Below are 12,566 nucleotides of genomic sequence, written 5' to 3' on the forward strand. Positions count from 1 at the left end.
TGGCTCATTTTTATTTTGCGGAAGTAGCTCAGCTGATAGAGCATTAGCCTTCCAAGCTAAGGGTCGCGGGTTTGAATCCCGTCTTCCGCTCTATAAAGCCATCTGATTTTTCAGCTGGCTTTTTCTATCAGTAAGCTATAAAATTATACTTCAAAACTAATTTCAGATATAAGATAAAATTATTTGAAAAATTTCACTTTTTTATTTGCTTGGTAAAAAAATACAGGTATATTTGTACCGAATTAAAATAAAAAAAAGACAACATTTTGTTGTTTAAAAATATAGGGTTAGGTTTGGTTAAAAATGGGGATGCCGCAAGGCTCCCTTTTTTTTTGTCTTTATTTTTCATGCCCGTTTCATAACTTCTCATAAAAAATTTTTCTTTCTTTATTAAAATTATCCATATTTCCGAAAAGATCGCTCTGTACGGATGATAGAATAATAAATTATGAAAGAAAAACACCCTATAGTAAAAGCCATAGCTCAATTTATATTTCTTCTGGGAAGAATCATCTTATCTGTAAGATATAAAGTTCGTCTGGAAAGACTTAATGATATTGACGTAAATAAACCCATACTATTTCTTCCCAACCATCAGGCTGTTGTTGATCCCATGTTACTTGTTAGCTATTTGTATCCACATAAGAATATAGTTCCCATGATCACCAGTTCGTATTATGATTTACCTGTTATTAAATTATTCTTTAAAAACTGGGGTGCGGTAAGAATTAGTGATTTAGAAAGTGGTAGTAGAAACACCAATGTATTAAATGAAATAACAGAGTCTGCAATTACTGCATTTAAACACAAAAAAAGTATCGTAATTTATCCCTCCGGACAAATTGCTTCGCAAGGGTATGAAAGAATCCTGAATAAAAAAGGTGCCTATGAAATTGTAAAACAGATTCCGGCCGATGTTCAAATTATAGGAGTACGAATAAATGGTTTATGGGGTAGTCAGTGGTCTAAGGCATGGAAAGGACAATCGCCTAATTTTGGAATTAACCTCCTAAAAGGTTTTTTCTATACCTTATGTAATATCTTCATTTTAATGCCAAAACGAAAAGTTTCAATCTATTTTGAAGACATCACTCAAAGTGCCATCGATTTCTCGAAAAGTGACAAACAAACTTTTAATCAGTTTTTAGAGCGTTTTTATAATGCAAAAGGAGAAGAACAAGCAACTTTTATTAAGCATTACTTTTTCAGTCCTGCTCTTAAGAGAGAACTGCCTGAGAAATTGAAATCTCAATCTACTCCCTATAATCAGATTCAGACAAAACAATCATTTCCTCAGGCTATTATTAAAGATGTTAATTTTATTTTAAAAAAGCATTTCCCCGTAAATACAGAGGACATTACACCCCAAACACACTTAATCAACGACCTGGGAGCAGACTCTATCAACCTGGTTGAGATTATTAAAGATATTGAAGCGTTTTTTAATGTTGAAACACAGACAGACATTGCAGGAATTAAAACTATAGGTCATCTATATTTATTGGCCAACGGAGATCTACAGTCAAAAATACCTCTCCCCTCATGTTCTTTTTCAAGAAACAATCCGTTTAACGATTACATTAAAATCAATACGGTACAAAACATACCTGCTCTGTTTATTAATAAGTTTACTAAGAACACACATATTCCATTTTCTTATGATACCATGCTGGGAGAAACAAACCGAAAAGATTTCCTTTTAAAAGTATGTGTTGTTTCTGAAATTATTAAGAAAAAGTGTAAGGATAATCATATTGGCATCATGCTTCCTGCTCTTCAAAGTACTTCTTTATTAATAATGGCTAGTTATTTTGCAGGAAAAGTGCCGGTAATGTTAAACTGGACTGTGGGGCAATCCATATTAGATCACTGTATTAATAAATCGGCTGTTAATTATATATTTACGGCCACATCGTTTATTGATAAAATTAAAGATCAAATATCTCCGGAAACCACTAAGAAATTAGTCTTTCTGGACAAAGAGATTCCACAAACCAGTATTTTAACAAAACTCAGAGGTGCTATCAAAAGCAAATTACCTAAGTACTTTTATAATTTTGATCGTATTGACGATACTGCCGTTATCTTGTTTACTTCAGGTAGTGAAAATTTACCCAAAGCAGTAGAACTTACTCATGATAATATTATCTATGATTTAAAAGGAACGCTTGAATTAGTTGATTTGGAAAGAAACAGAGTTTTAATGGCATTTTTACCGCCATTTCATAGTTTCGGATTTAGCGTTCTTTCCATATTACCATTAATTACAGGAACCCGCACAGTGTATTCACCTGACCCTACAGATGGAAGAACATTAGTAAAAGTAATTAAACACACCAGTGCTTCAATAATAGTGGCTGCTCCAAGTTTTTTAAAAATTATTTTAAATAATGCAGTTAAAGAAGATTTGTCGCACATTAAATATGTTGTATCTGGAGCAGAAGCACTCACTCCAGATCTCCTTGACTATTTTAAAAGAATGATGCCACAGGCATACCTTCTCGAAGGATACGGAATTACAGAGTGTGCTCCGGTATTATCTCTTAATCCGCTTCAGCAGCAAAAAGCAGGTAGTGTTGGTAAAATTATAAAAGGTGTGGATTGCAAAATCATTGACTTAGAAAACAATCATCCTATAAATAATAACCAAACTGGTATGATTTGTTTTAAAGGCAAAAATATTTTCAGAGGATACAGCGATCCTGCTATTCCTTCTCCTTTTATAGAAATAAATAATGAAACCTACTATAAAACCGGTGATTTAGGATATATCGACGAGGATAATTTCCTATATATTACAGGAAGATTAAAGCGATTTATAAAAATTGGTGGTGAAATGATAAGCTTACCTTTTATTGAAGGCATATTGGAAGAAGGTTTCGGAAGTAACGAAGAGAAAATTTTAGCTGTGGAAGGTAATGACAAAGTTCAACCTCCACAAATTGTGCTATTTACCAAAAAACCAATTACCCTTAATGAGGCTAATGAACACCTTCGATTAAACAAAGCTCCATCGATAGGTAAAATAACACGAATAGAACTTATTGAAGAAATTCCTCTATTGGGAACAGGAAAAGTAGATTACAAATTACTTAAGGAGAAAACTCAATAACTAAGTTTTTTAAAGCTTAGTTACTGATTCATACGAATATTATTTCGATATATTATTATAAATCAAAGATATACTAAACACAAAAGAGGCTACAAGCCTATAACATCACAACAAGGTGGCAACGCCCCTTCATAGTGTAATCAAGGAAAATATCAGACTGAAAGTCTGTAACGATCTCCAATAATATTTTGATTTTGTAAATTTGAATGTAATAAAATGTTTCAGACTTACAGCCTTAACTTACCGGATGTATATGTACTTGGGACGATGACCCTCGTTTTGATGTGTAAGGCTTTCAGCCTAAAAAAAATACAATTTATCGACAGTTTAAAAGTATTAATGAGGCAAAGTATTTCCTATTCAGATTAACAAAAATCTACACTTAATTAAGTAAAACAATATGTAGACCCAAATTTTAGACTTGATCCATATTCATTTTTATTATTGCTGATGTGGTTAAAACTTTAAAGTAATTCCGCCATATACGTGAGTTGGCAGTGCTGGGTAATAATAGCGAGGTTTATTATTACCAAAGGAACTGGCATTTATTAAAACCATTGATGCATAATGCTCATTAAATATATTATTGCATCCCATGTAAACATTACCTTCCACATTTAAAATCTCAAGCTTGTAGTTTAGTTTTCCATCCAGTTTTTGATAACCATTGTACATTTTAGTATTATCATCAGTCAGGTACTGTTTTCCTATATTTTTATAGCTCAAATTAACAGTCCATGCTTTATATGTTGACGTAATCTGATAGGATAATATATGATTGGGGATTCCGGGTAACTGATTTCCTTTTTGATCCTGGCCATCATCAACAAAATCTACAAATTCATTTTGTGAAGTAAAGTAATTTACCCTCATATTTAAAGAATATGCTTCAGTTCTGAAAGCATTATACATCAATGAAGCCTCCATTCCGTAATGTTTGGTTTTACCAGCGTTAACACCATAAAATATATCTTCACTTTCTCTTTTAGTAACCAGTAAATTTTTCATTTGTAGCTGATATAAGGTTAAATCCAGATTCAGTTTATTATTCATAGATGCATACCTGTATCCCACTTCAATACCAATTCCTTGTTCTGGCTTTACCAAATGATTAAAGGAGCCATCCGGCATTAAAGATTCTTCGAATGATGGCTGAGAAAAACCATGTCCTATGGAGCCCAAAATATTATGTTGTTTACCCACTGTATAATTGAAACCTAATCTTGGGGAGGCAATCCAATCAAATGAAAAATTTTCATCATCTGCTATGGAACGATAACCTGTTTTATTAAGATTCAGAGAAGCTTGCATTAGCAAATCAGGTATAATACGTGATTCAAAAACACTAAAAACATTAGCGTAATAGCGAATTAATTTATTGGCGTTTGTTGGAGATCCGTAATCTTCCTCATCAACACTAAAATACTTCACGCTATTTCTTTCATGCAATAGTTCCACACCTAAAATTGCCCTGATTTTATCCTTTTTATATACCAGTTTATCCCTTAAGCCAATACTGTTTTTTCCCTCATGTAAACGATTAAATGGTCGTAATTCATTTAAGTTTGAGATACGATAAAACAAATTAACTGAATGAGCCATTCTTTTCGATATTGGAAAAGCCCATCTTCCGCTAAGTATATGTTGATACGATTTTTCATAGCCTTTTATCTGAACCCAGGTAAAAGTTGCTTTTTGAGGAGTATCATAAAAATTGAGACTATCTAATGAGCTTGGGATTTGTCCATATAACCGGCTATAATGATAAAACAATTTAAAATTACTTTTCCCTTGCTGATGACTGGCGTTCAAAGTAACATTATGTCTCTCATAATTGCTATTCTCTCTATATCCATCTGAATTAAGATAACTTGCATTCAGATTAACTGAACTACTTTTATTCTGCAAAAGATTTAAGTTTATCTGGTTTAGGAAGGTATTGTAGCGACTATACTCACTCTTATAAACTATATTTTTGCTACTATTTTTTAATTGATGTGGAGAAATTAAAACCACACCTCCTAATCCGGCTCCATAAAGAGCAGAGGCAGGTCCTTTTAAAACCTGAATATCAGAAATATCATTTAGTCCAATATCTTCAATTGCTGTTACACCATCACCATCAGTTATTGGAATATCGCCCCAATAAGCTTTTATTCTGTTTGAATTATAGGGCGTTCTTGATCCAATTCCTCTAATTGTAATTCTATTGGTACTTAATGTTCCCTGTTGCATAAAAACACCGGGAATGGTATTAAGCTGTTCCGACAATACATATCCACTTCCGGATTGAATGGTTAATGAATCCATCTTTACGTATCCACCCGGCCATTCATGCACATTTTCAATTAACAGAGGAGCTCTCACTCTTACCTCTTTCATAATGATGCTTTCGGTTGTATCAATTACAGAAAGCTGAGCACTTAAAGTATTTACAACAAAAAATAACAGCGTAATTAATAATCCAATCCGAACGATCATTTAAATAAAGTATGATTTTAAGGTTTATTCTACAGGTACAAGTTTTAATATTTTACCAGGAGTTTCTATGGCCACATAAATATATCCATCAGGGCTCATTTCAACATTTCTTACCCTTCCAATGTTTTCCAGAAGATTTTCTTCGTGGACTACCTTATCTCCATCTAATACAACACGCTTAAGATATTCAAAACGCAAGGCTCCTGTAAGAATATTATTTTTCCACATTGGATATTTGTCTCCTTTTACAAAGGTCATTCCGCAAGGCGCAATAGAAGGAACCCAGTATGAAATCGGCTGTTCCATACCCACTTTTGCGGTATCATTGGTAAAAATGGTTCCATTGTAGTTAATACCAAAAGAAATAACCGGCCAGCCATAATTTTTACCTGCGGCTATTAAGTTTATTTCATCACCACCTTTGGGGCCATGCTCATCCGACCACATTCTTCCTGTTTCCGGATGCATACATAGTCCCTGTGGATTTCTATGTCCGTATGAGTAGATGGATGGCCGGGCCCCCTCTTTATTCACAAAGGGATTATCTTCTGGTATGGAGCCATCATCATTAATACGATGAATTTTACCGCAATCATTATCTAAATATTGTGGATTTCTATCCCGATCTCCCCTGTCTCCTACAGAAAAATACAGATATCCATCTCTGTCAAATTCAAGTTTACTTCCGTAATGATGTCGTTTATTTGATTCTGGATGTGCTTTGAATATCACCTCCTGATCCACCAACTGATTCCCGTTGAGCTTTGCTCTCATTATAGCTGTTGTAGCTAAATCTGAATTATTGGGATTGGGCGAAGAATAAGACATATAAATCCATCCATTGTTTTTATAGTCAGGGTGTAATTCCAAATCCAGCAATCCTCCCTGCCCTCTTGCTTTAACTGTTGGCACCCCGGAAATTCTTTGCAACTTTTGATCTGTTGTAAACCTTAATAAATCACCTCCTCTTTCCGAAATCAGCAAATCACCATTGGGTAAAAACTCAAGTCCCCATGGTACATCTAATCCATCTACAACTGTATCAACTTTAAACTTTTGGACTTCTGAAATTTCAATTCCATTTGCTGTGGTATGGCTATTTTCTACTAGAGGAACCATTTCATCAAGACTTAAAATATAATCAGTCAGCTGCCCAATCATATCATCACTCAAACCTTCATTAAAGGCAGGCATTCCATGAGCAACCCTTCCCAGTTTGATGCTATTAAAAACCTCATCTCGTTCCTTGCCAAAAAGCCATGTTCGATCTACAAATGAAGATTTTTTATCATTATGGCATCCCAAACAATAGTTTTTGTATTGCTCTTTCACATCTGATTGAACAACATGTTTATTTGTTTTATTTGAAGAGCATGATGTATTTATTGTAGAAATACACAAAAGTGATATTATCGAAAGCTGAATTACATGTTTTCTCATATGTCTAAATTTACTTTCAGTTTTAAAACGTAAGCATCAAACCAAAGTTTAAGTAGTATGCCTAACAGTAATCTACCATATTTACATTTGGATATATTACATTAAGTTATTCATACGAATCAAGTGTTGAATTTATCCTATTTAAAAGGCTGAATTAAAAATCTATGAAACTGAAGCCTTTTACATCTTTATTTTTAAGCCTTGATAGACATTATTCAATAATATATGGTTTGGTGAATTAAGTTAGTAAATGTTCTCTAGTCTTCAAAAAATAAATATTCGCCAAAAAACATTTTATATATCAGACTAATTTTCAAACAAATAATCAATATTTTATTTACGTAAGCACATATCTATAATAGTTATTATTAAAAAGACTTAATATAAATTAGACCATTCTACATATCTCTACACCATTATATGTACATTATTACATATATTTGACTGTTTTTTATTTTAATTAATATATTTTAACTTTAAGAAACAACAAACACCCAATAAACAATCTAAATCATCACCTATGAACAAGGTCATCGTTTATTCAATTGTTATTTCTGTCATCGTAATTCTGGGAGTGAACCTGCTCCATAAAACAGAACCTCTGAATTTTTCACAATACGAGCTTAAACAGAAATATGCAACAAAACCCACATCTTCCGTTGATCATAGTCAATTTGAAGTTTTACAGGAAGAGTTTAAAACACCCCAGGATGTAACTGAAGCATGTTTAACATGTCACAACAAACGACATGAGGAAATTATTCATTCGAGCCACTGGAACTGGGAAAGAGTTGCCTATGTTGAAGGAAAGGGTATTTCTAAGATTGGGAAAAAGAATGTGCTCAATAACTTTTGTATTGGCTCCAACTCAAACGAACAGGCTTGTGCCAAATGTCATATTGGATTTGGGATGACAAGTAATAAGTTTGACTTTAACAATGCCCGTAATGTGGACTGCATGGTTTGTCACGACAATAGTGAGGAATACATAAAAGGTGCTGCAATGGCAGGATATCCCGACCGTAGTGTAAACTTAACCAAAGTAGCACAAGGGGTTGGCAGACCATCAAAAATTAATTGCGGAAGTTGTCACTTTTACAGTGGTGGTGGTAACAACGTAAAACATGGTGATTTGGAAGATGCCCTTCTATCGTGCGACAGAAATACGGATGTGCATATGGCACAAAACGGTATTAATATGTCTTGTGTAGAATGTCACACTGCTGAAAAACACCAGATAAAAGGTAAATTATATTCCGTATCATCAACTGATGTGAATAGACTAAATTGTGAAGACTGTCATACCTCCCGCCCTCACCTTGATGATTTATTAAACAGACACTATTCAAGAATAGCCTGCCAAACATGCCATATTCCTACTTATGCAAAAGTTAATGCAACAAAGATGGCCTGGAAATGGTCTGAGGCTGGTAAACTGCTCAATGGAAAACCGTATCATATAGAAGATTCGCTGGGTAACCATACTTACTTATCAATAAAAGGGGCATTTGAATGGAAAACGAATGTTGAACCTGATTACGTATGGTTTAACGGTAGTGCCCAACATTATGTTGCTGGTGATAAAGTTGAGAGTGTTCCTGTACAGGTGAATAAATTATTGGGCAGTGTTAATGATCCACATTCAAAAATTTATCCTGTTAAGATTCACCGGGGAGATCAGATTTATGATCCTGAAACAAATATGCTGATTCAACCCAAATTATATTCACCAAACAAAGGCGATAGTGCTTTCTGGATGGACTTTGACTGGAACCTTGCTGCTGAAGCAGGTATGAAAAGAATGGGGTTGCCTTACAGTGGAAAATATGACTTTATAGAAACGGAAATGTACTGGCCTGTAAATCACATGGTAGCTCCTAAAGATCAATCTTTAGACTGTAATGCCTGCCATACAAGTGATAATGGAAGACTTGCCGGATTGAATGGATTTTACATTCCGGGAAGAGACAGTAACAGCTGGGTTGATTTATTTGGTAAGCTCATGTTCTGGGGTTCATTACTCGGCGTATTTATTCATGCTCTGGCTCGTTTTATCAATTCTTTACGTAAGAACGAAGTTGAATCTGAAGAGATTTCTATCTAATCTTAAATCAATACCCAAATAGATGGTTAGATTTTAGACAAAACATTAATTACAAGATACTAAATATCAAAACACAACAAATCTCATTATCTAATTTGAATATTGATAGGAGATAATATATTACAAAAACTCAATCATGTTTTGAAATAATAAAAACGCAAATACATTCGCTATGCAAAAAGTATATATATATAAGAAATTTGAAAGATTCTGGCATTGGAGTCAGGCGGCACTAATATTCTTTTTAGCGCTAACCGGATTTGAGATTCATGATTCCATACATCTTTTTGGCTTTGAAAAGGCTGTAGCTTTTCACCGTTCAGCATCCTACTTATTACTTGGCTTAATTGCATTTAGTATTTTCTGGCATTTTACTACAGGAGAATGGAAACAGTACATTCCAACATTTTCGAAGTTACAGGCCCAAATACATTATTATGCCATAGGAATGTTTAAGGGAGATCCGCACCCTACTATCAAAACCGTAAATAAAAAGTTAAATCCGTTACAAGCTGTGGTTTATCTGGGTTTTAAACTGGTTATGGCTCCTATGGTTATTTTCTCAGGTCTGTTATATATGTACTATAAGTCGTTTGATGCAAATGACAAAGTTGTTGAATTAGCTATTCCATTGGAATGGATTGCAGTGATTCATACGTTGGGAGCTTTTCTACTCATATCCTTTATTGTTGTTCATGTGTATATGACAACAACAGGACATAGCTTAACGGCAAATATTAAAGCGATGATAACAGGATGGGAAGAATTGGATGAGAATGAAGAAAAAGAAAGTGAAGATCTAAATACTAAAAACACTGAATCATGATAACAGAAAAACCAAAAAAATATATGAATCCTTACCTGGCCGGATTCTTTTTGGGCTTTGTGCTCTTATTAACGATTTATGTTACAGGTAGAGGATTAGGCGCCAGTGGAGCATTTAAAAGTATTGTAATACAATCTGTAGAAACAATTGCGCCAACTCATGCTGAAAATACAGTTTATTACGCTGATTATCAAAAATCGCATCCTGAAGGAGCGATGAAATCGTGGTTAGTATTTGAAGTATTAGGCGTAATCATTGGTGCCTTCTTATCTGGAGTTGCCTCAAACAGAGTTTCCTTAAAACTTGAAAAGGGCCCGGGAGTTAAAAACTCAACCAGAATAATTGGAGCCATTGTAGGTGGTGCCCTGTTTGGTTTTGGTAGTCAGTTAGGAAGAGGATGTACATCCGGTTCGGCCTTAAGCGGAATGGCAGTGATGTCGTTTGGTGGTATTATTACAATGCTGGCCATTTTTGGAGTAGCCTATATGGTAGCCTACTTTTTTAAAAATTTATGGATTAAAAAACAATAAATATGGGACCATTAGTACCTGATATTATAAGTAGCGAACTCAATTATATTATTGCATTAATTGTAGGAATTGGGTTTGGGTTTGCATTGGAACAAGCGGGTTTTGCTTCTACAAAAAAGTTAGTTGGCTTGTTTTACGGATATGACTTTACTGTATTACGTGTTTTCTTTACAGCCGGTATTACTGCTATGGTTGGTGTTGTGGTATTAAACCACTTAGGTCTGTTAGATATTAGCATTATTTATATTAACCCTACATTCTTATGGTCGGCCTTAATTGGAGGTGGAATTATGGGATTCGGATTTATCATTGGTGGTTTTTGTCCGGGAACCAGCGCATGTGCAGCAGCTACCGGCCGGGTAGATGGAATGGCATTTCTTTTAGGTAGTGTTATTGGCATCTTTGCCTTTGCTGAAGGCTACCCGCTTTGGAAAGATATATATACTGCAGAAAACTGGGGCCCTGTTTTAATGTACGACCAGTTAGGCATGTCGCGTGAGGGTTTTGGTTTGGTAATGATTTTGATTGCAGCAGGAGCTTTTGTTGCAACTACCATGATTGAAAACAAAATAAATGGGAAAGAAACCAAATGGTTTAAACCTGTTATTATTAAAAACAGCATTTTAGTTGCCACACCACTTCTTATCGTATTAATTGTAATTATTACACCTACCAAAAGAGAGGTGATGGATAAGAGAATTGATGAAAAAATTGCTGCAGGAGAATGCAATCCTAAAATTATGGAAGGTGATAAACTTGCTTATGAATTAATGAATCAGTATTACAAGTATAATGTTATTGATGTAAGATCCCCTGAAGAATTCCAAAAATTCCATATCCCAACTGCAATCAATATTCCTTTGGAAGAAATGCATAAATCAGGAAGTTTGGGTACCATCATACAAAATATTAAAACCAATGTATTTTATGGTGCTGATAGTATGCAATCGCAAAGAGCATGTATGGTTTCAAAGTATTTTGGAAAATCAGATAATTTTGCGCTTGAGTTAACAGCGGAAGAGTTTAACAAACAGTACTTCCTGATTACTGATATTGATCCGCATGGTACCAAACAGGAAGTTGACATTCAAAACTTTAGAATAGAAGCAGGAAAAAAAATGAAAGAAATTGGAGAGGCTGTTGCCAACATGGATAAACCTGTGATGAAAAAAGCTACCCGTGTAAGTGGTGGCTGCAGTTAACCCCCGTATAAAATTCAAAGGGTTTCTTTCTTTGTAGAGAAACCCTTTGATCTTATTTTAGAATTACTTTTTATGCTTAATCGCCACAAAAAAGTAAATTAAAAAACCCAACCCAATAAACAACAACTCAATACCAAAAGAAATCATTGAACGCTCTAGATGATAACCTTCTAACCCATAAATATTCCCAACTACATAAGCTACAATTAATCCCAGACCAGCCATAGTAGCTACCAATGCCCATTTTAAACTCTTCAAGGTCTGTGGCTCATCATCTACTTGTTGCACCGGTTGCAAAATATCAGCCTTTTCAATATGTCCACTTTTAACTATTCTACGCTTTAAAAGATAGTCTGTAAACATTTTTATAATAAAATAAAAGCCAGTGAATAATACTGCGGTTATAAATACTTCTTGCATAACAATTTATTTTTAATGATTATTTTACTATTTGTCGCCACACCAGAACAAAAGGTTGCAAACATTATTATTTATTTTTTCACCTGTTGCAAAATTATAGCATAGTGCTAAGGGCAAATAGCTCTTAATGCTTTTCTCTCAGCTTGTAGTACTAAAGTATATTGAAATGTTCATCGAAAAAATAACAGTAATTTTACTGTTACTTTTTGTGGTTGTAAATAATTGTGTGATAGCGATATATGATTTTGGGTGTCTGGGATTTTGATTTGTTTTACCCCCCATAATGCCTCAGAATTCCATTTTTTGCTAAAAATGGGGGTTTTGGATTCAACTTTTGGCCAAAAACGATGGTTTTAGATTCCATTTTTTTACTTTTCTTCGGTTCTCTTCGGTATGTCTTTGGTATTTGTTTGGTTTTCTTTGGTTGTTCTTTGGTATGTGGTTGGGTTGT

The 12,566-nt window shown here is 34.2% G+C and carries 8 protein-coding genes and 1 tRNA gene; 6 read left to right on the forward strand and 3 right to left on the reverse strand.

The genetic code is table 11. The annotated features are described in order from the left end of the window. The first annotated feature begins 17 nt into the window (after window positions 1–17). Window positions 18–90: transfer RNA gene (locus OM075_RS22810), tRNA-Gly, on the forward strand. 358 nt (window positions 91–448) lie between these two features. Beyond that, window positions 449–3,112 (forward strand): AMP-binding protein, encoded by a 2,664-nt coding sequence (locus OM075_RS22815; protein WP_301192872.1) that lies wholly within the window; start codon window positions 449–451, stop codon window positions 3,110–3,112. 456 nt (window positions 3,113–3,568) lie between these two features. Here the strand turns inward: OM075_RS22815 and OM075_RS22820 are convergent, their stop codons facing one another. Both OM075_RS22820 and OM075_RS22825 read right to left on the reverse strand, forming a co-directional pair. Then, entirely contained in the window at window positions 3,569–5,593 is a 2,025-nt protein-coding gene (locus tag OM075_RS22820; RefSeq protein WP_301192873.1) for a TonB-dependent receptor, read from the reverse strand. 24 nt (window positions 5,594–5,617) lie between these two features. After that, window positions 5,618–7,033 (reverse strand): PQQ-dependent sugar dehydrogenase, encoded by a 1,416-nt coding sequence (locus tag OM075_RS22825; RefSeq protein ID WP_301192874.1) that lies wholly within the window; start codon window positions 7,031–7,033, stop codon window positions 5,618–5,620. A gap of 520 nt (window positions 7,034–7,553) precedes the next feature. On the opposite strand from OM075_RS22825, the gene OM075_RS22830 reads away from it, so the two are divergent. The 4 genes from OM075_RS22830 to OM075_RS22845 all read left to right on the forward strand — a co-directional run bounded on the left by OM075_RS22830 (window position 7,554) and on the right by OM075_RS22845 (window position 11,695). Continuing rightward, window positions 7,554–9,137: a tetrathionate reductase family octaheme c-type cytochrome gene (locus tag OM075_RS22830; protein WP_301192875.1), complete on the forward strand. Its 1,584-nt coding sequence runs from the start codon at window positions 7,554–7,556 to the stop codon at window positions 9,135–9,137. 172 nt (window positions 9,138–9,309) lie between these two features. Beyond that, the gene (locus OM075_RS22835) at window positions 9,310–9,963 is read left to right on the forward strand and encodes a cytochrome b/b6 domain-containing protein (protein WP_301192876.1); all 654 of its coding nucleotides are present in this window, start codon (window positions 9,310–9,312) and stop codon (window positions 9,961–9,963) included. After that, window positions 9,960–10,493: a YeeE/YedE thiosulfate transporter family protein gene (locus OM075_RS22840; protein WP_301192877.1), complete on the forward strand. Its 534-nt coding sequence runs from the start codon at window positions 9,960–9,962 to the stop codon at window positions 10,491–10,493. The genes OM075_RS22835 and OM075_RS22840 overlap by 4 nt, the downstream gene beginning before the upstream one ends. A gap of 2 nt (window positions 10,494–10,495) precedes the next feature. Then, a complete protein-coding gene (locus OM075_RS22845) occupies window positions 10,496–11,695 on the forward strand; it encodes a rhodanese-like domain-containing protein (protein WP_301192878.1) in 1,200 nt (399 codons plus the stop codon). Window positions 11,696–11,758: 63 nt separating this feature from the next. On the opposite strand, the gene OM075_RS22850 is transcribed toward OM075_RS22845, so the two are convergent. Further along, entirely contained in the window at window positions 11,759–12,115 is a 357-nt protein-coding gene (locus OM075_RS22850; RefSeq protein WP_301192879.1) for a DUF6249 domain-containing protein, read from the reverse strand. Window positions 12,116–12,566 lie beyond the last annotated feature (451 nt).

It is taken from the genome of Plebeiibacterium sediminum (assembly GCF_026013605.1).
GTDB lineage: Bacteria > Bacteroidota > Bacteroidia > Bacteroidales > Marinilabiliaceae > Saccharicrinis > Saccharicrinis sediminus.

Bases quoted from the DNA above. Each gene is read 5' to 3' on its own strand.
- OM075_RS22825 (WP_301192874.1), bottom strand. From the start codon at position 7,033: ATGAGAAAACATGTAATTCAGCTTTCGATAATATCACTTTTGTGTATT.
- OM075_RS22815 (WP_301192872.1), top strand. From the start codon at position 449: ATGAAAGAAAAACACCCTATAGTAAAAGCCATAGCTCAATTTATATTT.
- OM075_RS22840 (WP_301192877.1), top strand. From the start codon at position 9,960: ATGATAACAGAAAAACCAAAAAAATATATGAATCCTTACCTGGCCGGA.
- OM075_RS22835 (WP_301192876.1), top strand. From the start codon at position 9,310: ATGCAAAAAGTATATATATATAAGAAATTTGAAAGATTCTGGCATTGG.
- OM075_RS22830 (WP_301192875.1), top strand. From the start codon at position 7,554: ATGAACAAGGTCATCGTTTATTCAATTGTTATTTCTGTCATCGTAATT.
- OM075_RS22820 (WP_301192873.1), bottom strand. From the start codon at position 5,593: ATGATCGTTCGGATTGGATTATTAATTACGCTGTTATTTTTTGTTGTA.
- OM075_RS22845 (WP_301192878.1), top strand. From the start codon at position 10,496: ATGGGACCATTAGTACCTGATATTATAAGTAGCGAACTCAATTATATT.
- OM075_RS22850 (WP_301192879.1), bottom strand. From the start codon at position 12,115: ATGCAAGAAGTATTTATAACCGCAGTATTATTCACTGGCTTTTATTTT.